The sequence below is a fragment of the Seonamhaeicola sp. genome (genome assembly GCF_028281565.1).
In the GTDB taxonomy this organism is placed as follows: domain Bacteria; phylum Bacteroidota; class Bacteroidia; order Flavobacteriales; family Flavobacteriaceae; genus Seonamhaeicola.
Genome location: NZ_JANQJQ010000008.1, coordinates 1 through 16,428 on the forward strand (window position 1 = coordinate 1; position 16,428 = coordinate 16,428).

The following is a 16,428-nucleotide window of genomic DNA, read 5'->3' on the forward strand; positions in this document are numbered from 1 at the left end:
AAGTTGGGCTGTAAATTTGAAGTGGATGAACTTTGGACTTTTACAGGTAATAAAGGTAATGTTACCTGGATTACTTATGCGTTGGAAAGAGAAACAAAGGGCGTTGTTGACTTTATATTAGGAAGAAAGACAACAGAAAATATCAGGCCACTGATAAACAAATTATTGTTATTAGCACCGAGAAACATTTATACGGACAGATTGAATATTTACCCAAGTATAATTCCAAAAGCAATTCACAAACAGTTCCGGTATTGTACCAATAAGATTGAACGGAATAATTTAACATGGCGTACTCATATTAAAAGACTAAGTAGAAAAACGATTTGTTTTTCAAAAAACGAAAAACACCTTGAAGCCCATTTGAGAATCTATTTTTGGGGATAATGGATTTAAAGACCTTACCAAAAGCAAGGGAAAACCTTACTTTTCTTTGATATAAAAAAAATACATTTATAGGAATTTTATGTGGCAATGCATGTTCTGCAAATAATGCCCAGGAGAAAATGAATTTTTATAAACTTTGATCATGAAAAAGCTATTATTGTTTTTGGTATTTATGAATGTATTGTCCTGTGACGAAATTATTGAGGTTGCAGATATATCTGATAAAACAGTTGAGATATTGGCACCAACTAATAATAGTGTTATTGACGCCACATCGGTGTCTTTTACATGGAATGCCCTTGAAGATGCCGAAAGTTATAAATTGCAAATAGCAACCCCCGATTTTGAAAATGCCGTGCAAATAGTGGTGGATTCCACGTTAGCCAACACCTCTTTTATTAAAACTTTGGCTCCCGGCACTTATGAATGGCGCCTGCGTGCAGAAAATTCAGGGTATCAAACCCAATACACCATAAACGGTTTCACGGTATCAGAATGATCATGAAAAGCAAAACAAAGACATATGTGTTATTGACATTGGTTTTAGGGATATGGGGTGTTATTGGTTATAAGATCATGTCTGCTGTTAATCCCAAAGCCCCTGAAACTTCAAACAATGATTTTGAAGTGTCTTTTTCTCCAAAATTAAATACTGAGTTGGAATCCTTTAACATTCAAGCTGTAGACCGGGATCCGTTTTTAGGCAACCTTTATACCAAAAAGAAAGCAGTTGCTAAAAAGCTGAAACCACTTGACATAGTTTGGATGCCAATTACATATCATGGATGTGTTACCAACAAAACGGGTAAGAATAAAGTATTTGTGGTCTCCATAAATAATAAACAATTTTTAATGAAGTTGGGACAAACCATTGATAGTGTTAAGCTAATAAACGGGAGCAGCAATGGAATTAAAGTTAACTATAAGGGCATTAGAAAAACCATTCCTAAAACATGAGATTTATAAAAGTTGACTTCAGAAAATTAAATCTCGATCATCGGGTGAAAGCAGGTGCCTTACAGTTAACCATGTATATAGTAGTGGTAGTGGCCTTATTGTTATCCGGATTTGTTCTTTTTATCCATACCCATAAAAGATTTGATATCCGGGCGCAATTGGTAAAAGAGGCCGTTAATAATGCGGAAAAAGGCATAAATTATACGTTACAAAGTCAATTGAATTTAAATGATACCCTTACAGTTAATTTAAAAGATCAGGATTATAAAACCCTTAAAGTACACAAAGACCATTGGGGTTTTTTTGAAAAGGTAACTTCCATTTCAAAAATTAAGCATAATACCTTTAAAAAGATAGCTTTGGTGGGTACTATACAACCCAAACAAGAACGAACTGCGCTATATGTTAAAGATAATAACAGGCCCCTGGTAGTAGTTGGGAATTCACATATTCAGGGGACGACTTATTTACCAAAACAGGGTGTTAGAACCGGTAATATATCAGGGCATTCGTATTATGGCAAAGCACTTGTTTATGGAAAAATAAAAAACAGCCAATCAAACCTTCCTGAGCTTTCAAACGAATGGATTAATGAGTTAAAGCAACTTGAAACCAAAATAAAAGAGATTCATCCGGACCAGTTTATTGATTTAAACTCTAAAAAGAGTCATCAAAACTCTTTTTATGATCCTCTTCAGGTAATTTATAGTACCAAGGATATGTTATTGTCCGGCGTATCACTAACAGGGCATATTCTGGTACAGTCAGAAACAAAAATTGTTGTAGATGCTGGTGCCACACTGAAGGATATTATTTTAATAGCACCTGAGATAGAAATTAAGTCCTATTGTAAAGGCGCTTTTCAGGCCATAGCCGGAAAGAACCTTACGGTTGGTGCGCATTGTGAACTTGATTATCCATCAGCTTTATATGTGAATGACAATAACGCTGATAGTGAAAAAGACAAAGTAAAACATACCCCTTTTATCTCAGTAGGAAGTGGCTCTACTGTAAAAGGTGTTGTCGCTTATGTGGGAAAGACTAAGAACTACAAACCTCAAATTTTTATTGATGAGGCTGCCGGGGTCATAGGTGAGGTATACTGTAATAAGAATTTAGAATTACTGGGCACGGTAAAAGGTAGTGTATTTACTTCCAATTTTATTGCTAATCAATCCGGATCAGCCTATCAAAATCATATTTATAACGGGGAAATAAATGTTGATCATTTACCTGTGGAATATGTTGGATTATTATTTGAAGGCACCAAAAAAGGAATCGCAAAGTGGCTATATTAAAAAAAATAAAAGCGTCTACCTTAATGGAAACACTGGTAGCTTCAGTACTCATTGTTATAGTTTTTATGATGGCAGGCATGATATTGAACAATATATTTTCGAATACCATAAAAAATGATACCGGGGACATTGAAACTTATATTGCTGAATTAGAATATTTATATAAAAATGAAAAACTGTTATTGCCCTTTCATGATGCCTTTGAATCATGGGATATAACGGTTAAGGCCGTTAAGAACTTTAATGAAGACCTGCTCTCATTCGAGGCTGTTAATCAGCGCACCAATAAAACCTATTCAAGAGAAATTTATGTCAATCCATAAAAGAATACAAGCTTTTACTGTAAGTGAAATGGTCGTGGTATTAATTATAACATCCATAGTTGTTGGGTTAGCTTTTTCGGTCTTGAATTTAGTACAAAAACACATGATGGGCATCCAACAGAATTTCAATAAAAAAGCGACATTTCAAAAACTGGAGCAAGTCTTGTATTTAGATTTTAATCGATACCCTGATATAGAATTCGATGCTTTTGAAGAAAAACTAACGTTTAAAAGCGACATAGATTCAACAACCTATTGGTTTAAGGAGAATGGTATTATCAAAGAGCCGGATACGTTTAATATCCTGTGGCATAACAAAGATTTGTTCTTTAAAGGAAGTAAAGTATCCAATGGAAATATTGATGCCTTAAAACTCACTGCATCAAAAGAAAATAAGCACAGAACACTTTTTATTTTTAAAACCAATGACGCCACCCATTTTATAAATCATGGCATTTAATTTAGATAATATAGTCAGAGAGGTCCCTGCTTCAAAAGGAGTGGCAAAGGAAAATGTGTCTTTATTACAAAAAGAAATTACGTTGTTTAACAAAGCCTTTAATAATAAAGTAAAGGAGGATTTTTATACGGAGCTGGGGGTATTATTAAAAGCCGGCATCACTTTAAAAGATGCCCTGGAGTTGCTGGGGAAATCTCAAAAGAAAAGACAAAACAAAGCCGTTTTAAATAAAATATTACAGGCTGTAGTTAAGGGGGAAAGTTTATCGGAAGTATTAAAATCTCAAAAACAATTTTCAGATTATGAGTATTTCTCCGTTAAAATAGGCGAGGAAACAGGCACTTTATTCCGAGTTGCGGAACAGTTGGGCGCGTTTTATTACAGAAAGAATGAACAACACAGGAACCTTGTTAGTGCGCTTACCTATCCGGTTATTATTTTAAGTACGGCCGTTTTAGTGGTGGCGTTTATGTTACAGTTTGTCGTGCCTATGTTCCAGGATATTTTTAAACAACAAAATGTGGCTTTACCAGGCATTACGAAGTTTATAATAAGCCTTTCCGGGTTTATGCAAAGCTATGGCTGGTTATTATTTTTTATCATTGTAGCGCTGCTAGCCTCAAAAGCTTTTTTAAATAAAAACAAACATTTTAAACAGTTAAAGGACCAGTTTATTTTAAAACTCCCTTTTATCGGCAATTTTGTTAAAACCGTTTATTTATCTCAATTTACGCAGGCAGTCGCTTTGTTAACGGCTTCTAAAATACCTGTTGTAAACAGTATACAATTGGTAAAGCAAATGATCAATTTTTATCCTTTGCAGCAGGCTCTGGAATCAGTTGAACAACAGATCTTAAAAGGTAATGCATTAAGTGTAAGTTTAAGTGAGCATAAATTATTTGGAGATAAAATGATCGCCCTTGTTAAGGTTGCCGAAGAAACCAACCAAACCGAATTTATTTTTGAACGCCTCAATATGCAATACAACACCCGGGTGCAGCAACAATCTAAAATGTTATCAACCATTATGGAACCCCTTATTATAGTTATAGTTGGAATATTTGTTGGCGTTATTTTAATTGCCATGTACTTGCCAATGTTCAAGCTTAGTAGTGTTATAGGCTAACAAGTTTTATTTTAATGAACATCAGAAAAACAAAAAGTCTTCATCTTAAAAAAGATAAAGGCCTTTGTACTCAAGGTGGTCAAATTATCGAACCCATTCAAAGAGATTGGAATGAGTTAGTTCAGCAAGTTGTAAATTCGAGTCCCCTGGGGAAGCAGAATGAAGCCTTGTTTAATAAATATGGCATTTATTAGGACTAACTATAGGAGATAGCTATAGATAGCTAAATTAGTCCATTAAGTCAGGTCTTTCGAACTTCCCCGTATTTTCGTAACTTTAAACAAAACCGTCGTTTTTTGCCATCATGGCCAGTGCAATTACGAAGGCAATATTTAAGCCAAAGAAAAGTGACCTATGAAACTGAAGAAAGAATTAGGGTTATTTGATGTTTTCGCAGTAAGTACTGGGGCCATGTTTAGTTCCGGCTTTTTTCTTTTGCCCGGACTGGCCGCTCAACATACAGGGCCATCGGTTATTTTGGCCTACTTATTTGCCGGATTCTTGATCATGCCCGCCATGTTTAGCATTGCCGAAATATCTACAGCCCTGCCACGGTCGGGCGGAGCATATTTTCTTCTGGACCGAAGTTTTGGGCCCATGATGGGAGTTATAGGCGGAATTGGAACATACATTACCCTTTTGCTAAAGACAGCATTTGCTCTTGTGGGTATTGGAGCTTATGGTACCATTTTTTTTGATATTCCAATTAAAGAAACTGCTGTTGCCTTTGCAATAATATTTGCATTACTCAATATATTAGGAACAAGTAAATCTTCCGGTATTCAAAAAGTACTTGTGATGGGTTTGATTGTCGTATTAGGAGCATTTGTCATCGATGGTTTCTGGAATATTTTCTCGGGAAACAATGCTACTTTAGATTTCAAAAAGGACCATTATACGCCTTTCTTTACAGGGGGAATTGAAGGGCTGATTTTTACAACCGGATTCGTTTTTGTGTCTTATTTGGGGTTGACGAAAATAGCAAGTGTCGCTGAAGAAATTAAAAATCCTGAACGAAATATTCCCTTAGGAATGGCATTGTCGTTGTTAATTACCGGACTGATCTATGTGCTTGGAGTTTTTGTTATGGTGTCGGTCATTGACATGGAAGTGCTTTCTCAAGATCTTTCTCCTGCAGCTACTGCCGGTGAGAAGTTGTTCAGCTGGTTACCTTCAAAAACGGGACTGCATATCATCGTTATTGCTGCTTTATTTGCATTCGCCTCTACCGGAAATGCGGGTATGCTGGCAACATCACGTTATCCGCTGGCTATGGGCAGAGATAAGATTTTCCCAAAAAAATTCAGCATTATTAGCCGTAGGGGAACACCGGTTCCGGCAATTCTCCTTACCGTGGCATTGATTATCTTATGTATCATAGTTCTTACCGAAGAGGGCATTGTTAAACTCGCGAGTACGTTTCAATTGTTCATATTTATAGCTATCAATTTTTCGGTCATTGTTTTTCGGAATAGTAAAATAGCCTCTTATCATCCGGGTTATCATTCGCCATTATATCCGTGGATGCAAATATTTGGTATTATTACTTCTCTGGCTCTCATGTTCTATATGGGATGGGGCGCATTGGCATTTACTTTGGCTACCATTTTTCTTTCGTATTTATGGTATCGGTTTTTCGTTCGCTCAAAAGTAAAAAGAGAGGGTGCTATTTATCACTGGTTTGCTTTGTTGGGTAAGCATCAGCACGATGAACTGGAAGGTGAGTTTATGATGATCTTACGAGAGAAAGGTTTGGCCCAGGATGATCTGTTTAACCAGACGATTGTACGCTCAAGAATTCATAGGATCGATCATACGACATTTGAAGAAACAGTTCAGCAGGTGTCAAATTCGATTGCCACGGAATTAAATTCTGATAGCAATCAATTAAACGAGGAATTTTTGAAAACCACTCCGATAGATTCTGCGTTGGTAATTCCGGAAGTTTCATTGCTTTATTCTAAAAAGCCTGATATAAATCATCCGGTACTCCATATTGCACTTTGTGAAAAGGGCATAGAAAAACCAGCTGAACAACCTGATAAATCCAGCAGGGAAAGAATTAAGATGTTCTTTTTCCTTGTTAACGATGTGAACGATCCCAAACAGCAGCTCCGTATGCTATCCAATCTAATAAATTTGGCAGAACGCGACCACTTTATCAAGGATATTTTTTCTTCTCAGACTGAAAAGGAGGTTATCGAATATTTGTTGCATGATAAACGGCATATATCTTTTGCGATAAGGGCAAATGAACCGTCAAATGTTCTCATAAATAAGAAACTAATGGATGCCGGCCTGCCACGAGATGTATTGGTCGTATTTATAGATCGAAATAATGCACCCTTCGTTCCAAATGGATATACCGTACTTCTTGAAAATGATGTGCTCACAATTGTAGGAGAACCCGGCTCAGTAAATAAACTCTACGATCAGTTCATCCTGTCGAAATAGAAATCCTATCATAAAAAAACCGGAACCTTTTAAGATTCCGGTTTTATTTGTACTCAAGGTGGGAGTCTATAATATTTAATCCTTAATTTTATATTTATTCAATAAAACCGTCGTAATCCCTTTATTTTAAACAAGTTTAAGATAAAATTGTTTAAAAAATACTTAAGAGATATTAATCTAAATTAAATAAAATTAACTATTTTTCGGCAACAAATCGGCAAAATATTATTAAATAGTGAATTTAAAATACTTTATTGTTAAAGGTAAAAAGAAATATTTAAGTATTTATGTACGGTTCTGGGACAGTAAAAGAGTAGATCAAAAAACCAAAACGGGGATTCATGTTGTATATGACGATTGGTCTTTTAAAAAGCAAAGAATTAAGGTTAAACCTACCTCCAATAATAATGCAGATTTTCTCAATTCAAAACTGAAAAGACTAGAGGAATATATAATCAATAAGTACAATTTAGATAATACTTCTGGGAACGGGATTACTAAAACATGGCTTAGAGATACTGTGGCTGATTGTTTCCAAAAAGTTGATAGAGATGATGAGTATAAAGTTTACTTTGTTTCATGGGTTGAAAGGTTTGTTGATCAGGCTCCAGGGAGACTTCATAAAGGAAGGCCGATAAAGCCTAATTCCGTAAAAAACTATCAAGGAGCACTAAATAAATTAAGGTCCTTTGAAAGTCATTCAAACAAAAGGTATCTATTTAAGGATATTGATTTGAAATTTCATGAGGAGTTTATCAAATTTTGTAGGGATGCAGATAAACTCTCTGAAAATGCTATTGGCAATATTATTTACAGAATAAGAACCTTTTGTTCTGAAATAGAAATGGAAGGGCTTCCTGTTAGTCCTCAATGGCGTAGTAAACAGTTTTATGCTCCTAAAAGCGAAACTTATGATACTTATTTAAATGATCATGAAATTGACGCCATATTCAATCATGATTTTAGCCATAATGAAAAATTGGATAATGCCCGGGACTTATTTGTAATAGGACTAAGAACTGGGTTGCGAGTTTCAGACTTTTTACGGGTTACATCAGAGAATATTTTAGATAATAGTGTTATTAATATTACTACTACTAAAACTGGACAAAATCTCACTATTCCTATCCACCCTCAATTTCAGTCTGTTCTGGAAAAACGAAATGGACAGTTTCCAAGGAAGATTTCGGAACAGAAGTTCAATAAGTATATCAAGGAAGTTTGTAAAGAAGTTGGATTAAAGGCAATGACATACGGGTCAAAAATGAATAAAAAAACTAAGAGAAAAGAAACAAAATTGTTTGAAAAACATGAGTTGATTACTTCTCATTGTTGTAGAAGATCCTTTGCAAGTAATCTTTACGCCGCAGGATTTGATACTTCGGTTATTATGAAAGCTACTGGCCATAAATCAGAAACACAATTTATTAAATATATAAAGCTTTCTCAAGATGAACATATAAAGAAACTAAGTGAATATTGGGAAAATCAGAATAAAAGCTTTGGATAATGAAATATCTTAATAAAATAGGTCCTGAGGGTTATTATGAGGTGTCCTTTATAGAATTATTAAACTCCTTACTAGAAAATGATGTCTATTATGTATTCGAAAGTGATTGGGATTTGTTCATTGAAAAAGTTCATTCTATAAGTCATTTTGATATTGAAAAACTTAATCCTTTAGGAAACAAATTCTATAATCAGGAAAAAGGAAAACAAAATTTTGAATATGAATCTTGGTCAAGATCAGAATATAATACAATCGATTTTTCAATGGAAATTGCCCAACTTCCGGGTATTAAGATTAAAAATGAAGTCTTGGTGGAAATGGGGGAGTTTGTTGTTTCAAGCTTAAGTAAATATAAGACAGGTAGTACACCATTAGGTTTTAGAATTGAAGAGGAATATAATTCTCTTTTAATTACTTGCTCGGGTGTTAAGGATAAAAAGAAATTGATTAAAAAGTATTTAAAGCATACAGCGAAGGAGTTATACCACTTGTGTAACTATTGCGATTTTGAATTTTTAAAGGATAAAACTATAACAGATAAAGGACATTTGAAAGACCTTGTCACATGCTATTATATTTATTTAATGCCGGAATTAAACTCGGTTGAGGACGACTTCTTTTCTTATGTAAACGAGGAAACTGTAGTAATTGAGGAAAGAATACATGACAGGTTTGCCGATGATTTAAGTCAAGTAAAGACGGACGTCGTTGCACACTTAACAAGCTTCAGGTGCGGTGACATTAGCATAACTAATTATGAGTCTGCCAACATGTTTGTGTTAGCTTATGATATGCTAAGTCTTATTGAGTATTTTAAGGGTGAGTTAAAAAAAATAAAGCATCAAGTTGAGTCCTTAAAAGGAGCTTCCGGATCTAATTACTCTATCGTCAATGTTGCTGACGATACTAATAGGTTTCCTTATGTGTTTAATAATGCATATAGTTGTGAATTATTTTTGTATTCTCTTAGTTTTCTTTCATCGTATCAAGAGATTCTCTTTTCATATTATTATGAATTATTTGATAATCAAAACTTATTTAGGAAAAACATGCAATTGTCTCATTACTTTGACTTTGTTAATAATGTTTATGGATTGAATATGATTAGAATTAGAAAAAATCTATCCTCGGATAAATATGATAAACACCTTTCTCGTTTCATTCGTCATAAAAATAAATTTTCATCAATGGTTGACAATTTTAACAATAACAACCTCTAACGAGTTTTTTACATGGTTTTTTGACAAAACTATGACATAAAGTTAGATTAACATTATTCAATTTTACCATGTTAGAGTAATTAAAAGACACTTAAAATGGTAAAGCAAATTCTTCAAATAGAAAACACAGAATCATCAGAATTTATTCCTAAAATTCTAAAAGGGTTCCAGGACTTATTAAACAAGCATAATAATGTTTCAAATGACCACGAAGTCTTATTAACTAGAGAAGAAGCAGCTAAAATGCTCTCAATAAGCCTGGTTACACTTTGGAAATATACAAAAGAGGATATAATTCCGGCATATCGCATTGGTTCTAAGGTAAGGTACAAAAAGAGTGAAATTCTTCTTGCTCTAAAACAAATGAATAAATTTTAGCCTCTTCTTTTTAGAAACTTAATTAAATAAATCTTACGCAAGAGGGGTAGAACTTTGGGAGTTTGAGGGTAAAACCCTCAATAAAAAAGCTTCCGATTAACAGAAGCCTCTTTATTTCTTGCTTTCGCACTGAGTGTAGGTTGTCTCTTCAGGCATTGCCTACACTACAAATATAACTAAATAATGCTTAATGTAGTGAAAATAGATAGTTTAAAATTGCGAATACCAAAATATAAGGTTACTTATGTCGATCCTACTTTTGCTGCTGAGTATGTTAAAGTTTATGAAGATTCCGGATTAATAGATGAGCATATTAACCTGGATAAACATAAAGTTGACGTTTCAAATGGTATAACAACGAGAATAGCTGTTTTTCATGCGGTACAGGGGACGATGTGTGAAGAACAAATTGTTATTCAATGTAATGCAAAACAACTAAGGGGAAATTACTTTTTAGGAATAAATAAAAATACCATAAAGGATGTATATCATTACATAATGGATTTAAACATTATATCTGTTAGTTTTGAGGATTTTTTGTTAGCGTATATCTCGGATATTGATGTGTGTTATGACGTCGTGGTTTCACCTGAAGCGATGAGGGAGGCTAATAGAGAGATTTATAGAAATATTCTTCCCAGTATGTACAAGTTTGTGGGCAATCCGTTTGCAAAAAAAACTAATACCGGTTTACAGTTTAATATTAGGGAAAAAGCAACACCCGCTAAACCCTATTGTAAAATATATCATAAAACTTTAGAGTTGCAGTATAAGAGCTGTGATTTTGCTAATACGTATTTAAAAACCCAGAACTATGAAAATATTGGCAGACTTGAATACTGCATTAAAAACTCTAAACATCAAAAGCATTTAGGTGTTGGTTTAAGATGTCTTAATGACTTATTAAATATTGACATGAATGTTTTGGAGCGAATTATTTTCTCTGGAGTGTTGAGTTATATTGATAAAAAAACAATTCTATTTGAATATAAAGACTTGTCTCCAACAGATAGAATGATTCTATATTTCATTAATAAATATATTTCTAATGGAGCCGACAAACAATCTATCTATTCTGTTCTAAACACTTATGAAAATCCACAAGAACGTTCTAGAATGAAGAAAAAATTAACGCAATTAGTCGAAAATGTAGATGACCAAAATCGTCTAGTTTCAAACCAGGAAACTTTGAATTTTTTGAGGGTGCTAAAATTGGATTTTAAAAGTTGAAAATCCCGAGCTATGATGCTCGGGTATCCATATACAAATATGTATATTTTTTGACCGCGTACGTTTTAAATATTTTTTACGGCATCTATCATATTGCGCACGTTTTAATACTCACAGGTTATCTGTCCAATAACTATTTGAAAAATTTTTGGTGGGCGTGAAAGTAAATTGAGTTATAAAAGACTTATGAGTTAAAATTATTAACAATTTATAAATGTTTTAATAATTTGTAATGTTTTTATTTTTTATTCGTCTAATATGTTGATTTTCAACAACTAATATGGTTTGAATAATCGACAAAACCTGTTAATTTTATTAAAATATTGCCTTTTTTGGTATAAAATGTGTATATTTGCAAAGTAAACAGGTAATTCCTGAGTCGAGTGTGGCGGTGAAACATCTACCATAAATGTATTGTAAATACATCGCTTTCAGGGTCTGTTTTTAAAAAACAAATTAAGAGCCTTTATTGGCTCTTTTTTTATATGAAATTATATTTAGACGAAAGCGGGGATTTAGGATGGGTCTTTGATAGGCCTAATAGAAATGGTGGTTCAAGCCGCTATATAACCATGTCAGGTGTTTTAATCTCTGATGAAGATCATAAATATGTTACAAGGTTTTTATCTGATATATATAAAAAATACAACTTAACACCAGGCATTGAAAAAAAAGGGGCTAATTTTGTTTCAGAACACGCTAGATTTATTACTTCACAACTTAACAGAATAATAAAAAAAAGTAAAAGTTTTAGAATTATATCTATAACTGTTTATAAGCCTAATGTATTTGACGCTTTAAGAAGAGATAATAATATTTTTTATAATTATGTTTTAGGCTTACTTCTTAGGAGTCATGTTATTAATTACGATTCAATTGAGATTTTTATTGATAAGAGAACAATAAAAGTTAGTCATGGAGAAAGCTTTCCTGATTATATTAAAACTCAGGTTTGGGGTGATGGACATAATGTAAACATAGATTGTAGTTTTGTTGATAGTAGCAAGAATAAAATGATTTGGTTTGCTGATTGGTACTCTAACTTTGTTTGGCGATACTATGAAAATGAAGATTCTAGCTCTTATGAATTTCTAAATTCACATCCTGCAAACACAATTTTCTTAGAAAAAAGACTGTTTTTTCCAAAAAATTAATTGATAACTTACATTATTATATTTACATAACAACCAACAACTGTTATTATAATTACTGTTTTTGGAGAGTTAACCCTTTTAGTTTAAATTTTTTTCTATACGAAAATGAGGGGTTATACTACAATTTCTATATAAAGCAAAATAGGGTCAATCACATATTCATAGATTCATAATCAAGTTTTCCTAAACTAGTTAATCGATAAACAAAATAACGACACAACAAAAGGCAACGCTCTTGCTACTGTTGCTGTGTCCAATAATGGTTATTTATTATGATTTTTGATTAGATGTGTGGTCACAGCAACAACACAGCAACAAGAAATCAACAATTGTTGCAACAGCAAATCAACGTAGCTCGGGTATTCATATTTTGTAAATCTTGATTAAATATCGAAAGAAAAATATAAATTTATTTTTTGGCTCAGTGTTTCTTGGGATATTATATACATATATGTATATTTTTTAAAAGGAAAAATTGTCATCAAAACCAACATTAAAGAGGTTAAATGATTCCTCGCAAACCAAAAGAAATGATTCATTAAAAACACATCCTTCTACCCTTGCAAATTAACCTTAATTCTAGCTGCAGTATCTCTTTTTTTGTGGATGACTTCCTGAATATTCACTAGGGAATATCATCCTTTTTATGGATAGTATCTGACATCCATAATTTTACGGATAAATGATTCATCTTATTAAATAGTAATTTCTTGTTGCAGCGACGTTGCTGACTGTAATAATAGTCGAAAAATACTTGAAAACAGATGCTAACTTTAATTGAGTTGTTGCAACACTGTAGGTTTTATCCTTTGTTTTAACCTTATTAGGAATAATCTTATATTTGATAAAACCAAATTTAATTTATGTCGTACTTAAAAGACATACAAGAATCTCCCGATACTCTAAAGGGCCTTGCTTTAAGCCTATTATTGATGCCTTTCTGGTATTTAACTATATTTCTTGTTAACCATAGCTTATATACGAATAGTAATTTTACCATTCTATTAACTATATCTTTTGTTTTAAGTGTTTCTTCATTTGCTTTTACGCTGAGCATTGCAGCTTTATTAGATAACCCAAAAAAACCACCCGATTTTATATTAGTAGCAGTATTTAGTGTCTCTATGCTCTGGCTTTGGAAAGTTATTCTTCTTTTTATTGTGTACTCAATGTCCTTTTTGTTTAAGAAACAACTTTACCTCTATTCATATATTGTAATATATTTTTCTGCAATTTTCATAATGATAATCATCGCTTTAATTATTAACTCACGGAAGAATAAACGAAAAAATAAAATAAAAAATTGAATACAGTATTAATGGTATTATGTAATCTAAATTGTATGTAAATGCTACTTTGGAAGTTGAACCAAAAGGGTTTATAACATTACAGCTTGAACATAATATTTCTGGTCAATACAATTTTGTTCTGTTAGTAAAGTTTGTATAAGGTCCAAAACAGATTTTACTTCTTTGTTAAACATAAAAATACAGTAGTAATTTACACTAAAAATGAATTGTTTAGTGTATTTTTCTTCTAAACTAGAATATCGTAAGAATTATATGGATGTAAACGAAAGATATGCAAATCAATTTTTATTAAGGTTTAAGAAAAATAAAATAGTTATTTTAACCAATTATGAATACAAAGACCAGGTAGGTTGGAATATATTAGTTAAAAGAGGGCTTATAGAGCATGTTGGTGATACGCAGTTCACTATTACTTTAAAAGGAATGCAAGTGCTAGATTGTGGAAGTTGGACTAAGTATTTAGAATTAGAACAAACTAAAGAAGAAAAAAGACATAAAAAAGAAGAGTTTGATTATAAAATTTCTAAATTTCATGCAAAGTCTAAATACCTACCGTATTTTATATCTTTTGCCAGTTTGTTTGTAGCGTGTTTAGCGTACTTCAAACCAACAAACAATACAAAAAATAAACTATTATCAAAAGATGAAATAATACATATCGCAGATAGTATTTCAACATCCAACCAAATCAAGGCGAATGATTCTTTGCCTTACATCAATTCTGAACCTCACAAATAATATCTTTATCATAATGTAGTTTTAAGTTTCCTAAAAAGCATACGTTTTATGTTAAAATAATCGTTGCATCAACTGTTGATTTGCTGTTGCAACAATTGTTGATTTCTTGTTGCAGTGTTGTTGTTAACTATAATGGTAGTCTAAAAACGTTTGAAAAGAAGTGTAAACCCTAATATTGAGTTGTTGCAGCTTTGTTTAGATTGCTCTTATCTTTTAATCAAATCGAAAAATCATAAATCTGATTTTTTAGCTCAGATTATGGTTATTCTAAATTATAGATGCTTTTTATTTCAGAATAAACTATTTCTCTATACTCTTTATCCAGAAATACAACATATATTGAACTCCTAATTAATTGCTCAACCAAGTCGTTTTTTAATTCAATTAGTCGGATATGACGTTGTTTATCTTGCAGAAACTCTATTTCTTCTAAATCAGTTTTGAATTGATTTATAAAATCAAAAGCATGCACAAGTTTTTCTTGTTCTTGCTCAGAAATACGTGCTTTAAATCCTTTTATAGCTTCCCTAATTTCTCCTCTTTGTCCAGATTCTTCGTTTTTTGAGTTCATTTTTTTTGATTTGAAAGGTTCATTACTAATTAATTACACTAATTTTTTCGTCTTATTATCGGCAAAAAACAAAATAAAAAAACCGTAATAATCTGTTTTTAAGATTATTACGGTTTTATCAAGTACTCAAGGTGGGACTCGAACCCACACGCTCGAAAGCATTGGATTTTGAATCCAACGTGTCTACCAATTCCACCACTTGAGCATTTCAGGACAGCAAAAATATATATTTTTTCCAGATTAAGCATAAAAATACTAGCTAATATACTTTTTAGGTAAAAATAAATGTATAAATTTGCACCTCGTTTAAAAAAGCAGGTCTTAACCACTATAAAACAACACATTAACGATGCCTATAGTAATTACAGAAGCTAAAATTTTTGCTTGTACCCAAAGTAAAGAGCTTGGTGAAAAAATAGCTAATGCTTTTGGTGCCGAATTAGGTAATGTAATTACATCCACGTATAGTGATGGTGAGTTTCAACCATCATATGAAGAATCCATACGTGGTACAAGGATTTTCATTATTGGGTCAACTAACCCCGGTCCGGAAAATTTAATGGAAATGTTGTTAATGATCGATGCTGCGAAACGTGCTTCTGCAAGGCATATTACAGCGGTATTACCATATTTTGGTTGGGCCAGGCAAGACAGAAAAGATAAGCCAAGAGTCCCTATTGCGGCTAAATTGGTTGCTAAAATGTTAGAATCGGCAGGCGCGACACGTATCATTACCATGGACCTGCATGCAGACCAGATCCAGGGATTCTTTGAAAAACCGGTTGACCATTTATTTGCATCAACCATTTTCCTACCATATTTAAGAAGTTTGAATCTTGATAACCTTACTATAGCATCACCGGATATGGGAGGTTCAAAAAGAGCTTATGCGTATTCAAAGGCTTTAGAAAGCGATGTGGTCATATGTTATAAGCAACGTGCCAAGGCCAACGTAATTTCTCATATGGAATTAATTGGTGATGTTACCGGTAAAAATGTAGTGCTTGTAGATGATATGGTTGATACAGCGGGCACTCTGACCAAAGCAGCGGATTTAATGATGGAACGCGGCGCCTTAAGTGTTAGGGCTATTTGTACGCATCCTATTCTATCCGGAAACGCTTACGAGAATTTAGAAAACTCAAAATTAGAAGAACTTATAGTAACAGACTCTATTCCGTTATCACAAAAAAGTGATAAGATCAGAGTATTAAGTTGTGCCGAATTATTTGCTGAAGTTATGGAGCGTGTGCACAACAATCACTCCATAAGTTCAAAATTCATAATGTAAATTCATAATTAAATTTAAATA

At 32.8% G+C, this 16,428-nt stretch carries 18 protein-coding genes and 1 tRNA gene; 16 read left to right on the top strand and 3 right to left on the bottom strand.

Annotated elements, in window-relative coordinates; translation table 11 throughout:
- From Q0983_RS02920 to Q0983_RS02985, 14 genes are all read left to right on the top strand, one after another.
- Positions 1 to 387 (top strand): IS1 family transposase (locus tag Q0983_RS02920; RefSeq protein ID WP_299548453.1); only part of this gene is annotated, 387 nt, incomplete at its 5' end.
- A gap of 142 nt (positions 388 to 529) precedes the next feature.
- The gene (locus tag Q0983_RS02925; protein WP_299548455.1) at positions 530 to 886 is read left to right on the top strand and encodes a fibronectin type III domain-containing protein; all 357 of its coding nucleotides are present in this window, start codon (positions 530 to 532) and stop codon (positions 884 to 886) included.
- A gap of 2 nt (positions 887 to 888) precedes the next feature.
- A complete protein-coding gene (locus Q0983_RS02930) occupies positions 889 to 1,344 on the top strand; it encodes a hypothetical protein (protein WP_299548458.1) in 456 nt (151 codons plus the stop codon).
- Positions 1,341 to 2,642, top strand: a complete 1,302-nt coding sequence (locus Q0983_RS02935; protein WP_299548461.1) for a hypothetical protein — start codon at positions 1,341 to 1,343, stop codon at positions 2,640 to 2,642. The genes Q0983_RS02930 and Q0983_RS02935 overlap by 4 nt, the downstream gene beginning before the upstream one ends.
- A gap of 23 nt (positions 2,643 to 2,665) precedes the next feature.
- Positions 2,666 to 2,965 carry a hypothetical protein gene (locus Q0983_RS02940; protein ID WP_299548464.1) on the top strand — a complete coding sequence of 100 codons (300 nt, stop codon included), beginning with the start codon at positions 2,666 to 2,668 and terminating at the stop codon, positions 2,963 to 2,965.
- The gene (locus tag Q0983_RS02945; protein WP_299548467.1) at positions 2,952 to 3,425 is read left to right on the top strand and encodes a hypothetical protein; all 474 of its coding nucleotides are present in this window, start codon (positions 2,952 to 2,954) and stop codon (positions 3,423 to 3,425) included. The genes Q0983_RS02940 and Q0983_RS02945 overlap by 14 nt, the downstream gene beginning before the upstream one ends.
- Entirely contained in the window at positions 3,415 to 4,551 is a 1,137-nt protein-coding gene (locus tag Q0983_RS02950; protein ID WP_299548470.1) for a type II secretion system F family protein, read from the top strand. The genes Q0983_RS02945 and Q0983_RS02950 overlap by 11 nt, the downstream gene beginning before the upstream one ends.
- A gap of 14 nt (positions 4,552 to 4,565) precedes the next feature.
- Entirely contained in the window at positions 4,566 to 4,745 is a 180-nt protein-coding gene (locus tag Q0983_RS02955; RefSeq protein ID WP_299548473.1) for a hypothetical protein, read from the top strand.
- A gap of 160 nt (positions 4,746 to 4,905) precedes the next feature.
- Entirely contained in the window at positions 4,906 to 7,005 is a 2,100-nt protein-coding gene (locus Q0983_RS02960) for an amino acid permease (RefSeq protein ID WP_299548476.1), read from the top strand.
- A 235-nt stretch (positions 7,006 to 7,240) separates the two neighbouring features.
- On the top strand, positions 7,241 to 8,515 hold the full coding sequence (locus tag Q0983_RS02965; RefSeq protein WP_299548479.1) for a site-specific integrase: 1,275 nt from the start codon (positions 7,241 to 7,243) through the stop codon (positions 8,513 to 8,515).
- Positions 8,515 to 9,735 carry a hypothetical protein gene (locus Q0983_RS02970; RefSeq protein WP_299548483.1) on the top strand — a complete coding sequence of 407 codons (1,221 nt, stop codon included), beginning with the start codon at positions 8,515 to 8,517 and terminating at the stop codon, positions 9,733 to 9,735. The genes Q0983_RS02965 and Q0983_RS02970 overlap by 1 nt, the downstream gene beginning before the upstream one ends.
- A 96-nt stretch (positions 9,736 to 9,831) precedes the next feature.
- Entirely contained in the window at positions 9,832 to 10,113 is a 282-nt protein-coding gene (locus tag Q0983_RS02975; RefSeq protein WP_299548486.1) for a helix-turn-helix domain-containing protein, read from the top strand.
- Positions 10,114 to 10,296: 183 nt separating this feature from the next.
- The gene (locus Q0983_RS02980) at positions 10,297 to 11,343 is read left to right on the top strand and encodes a hypothetical protein (RefSeq protein ID WP_299548489.1); all 1,047 of its coding nucleotides are present in this window, start codon (positions 10,297 to 10,299) and stop codon (positions 11,341 to 11,343) included.
- Positions 11,344 to 11,828: 485 nt separating this feature from the next.
- Positions 11,829 to 12,497, top strand: coding sequence for a DUF3800 domain-containing protein (locus Q0983_RS02985; protein WP_299548492.1), 669 nt, complete (start codon positions 11,829 to 11,831; stop codon positions 12,495 to 12,497).
- Positions 12,498 to 13,353: 856 nt separating this feature from the next.
- On the opposite strand, the gene Q0983_RS02990 is transcribed toward Q0983_RS02985, so the two are convergent.
- A complete protein-coding gene (locus Q0983_RS02990; RefSeq protein ID WP_299548495.1) occupies positions 13,354 to 13,554 on the bottom strand; it encodes a hypothetical protein in 201 nt (66 codons plus the stop codon).
- A 505-nt stretch (positions 13,555 to 14,059) separates the two neighbouring features.
- Between Q0983_RS02990 and Q0983_RS02995 the strand changes: the two genes are divergently transcribed.
- Positions 14,060 to 14,545, top strand: coding sequence for a hypothetical protein (locus Q0983_RS02995; protein WP_299548508.1), 486 nt, complete (start codon positions 14,060 to 14,062; stop codon positions 14,543 to 14,545).
- Positions 14,546 to 14,807: 262 nt separating this feature from the next.
- Here the strand turns inward: Q0983_RS02995 and Q0983_RS03000 are convergent, their stop codons facing one another.
- On the bottom strand, positions 14,808 to 15,116 hold the full coding sequence (locus tag Q0983_RS03000) for a hypothetical protein (RefSeq protein ID WP_299548510.1): 309 nt from the start codon (positions 15,114 to 15,116) through the stop codon (positions 14,808 to 14,810).
- A gap of 123 nt (positions 15,117 to 15,239) precedes the next feature.
- Positions 15,240 to 15,321, bottom strand: a tRNA-Leu gene (locus tag Q0983_RS03005).
- Positions 15,322 to 15,465: 144 nt separating this feature from the next.
- Here Q0983_RS03005 and Q0983_RS03010 point away from each other — a divergent pair.
- On the top strand, positions 15,466 to 16,407 hold the full coding sequence (locus Q0983_RS03010) for a ribose-phosphate pyrophosphokinase (protein WP_299548512.1): 942 nt from the start codon (positions 15,466 to 15,468) through the stop codon (positions 16,405 to 16,407).
- The last annotated feature ends 21 nt before the right edge of the window (positions 16,408 to 16,428 follow it).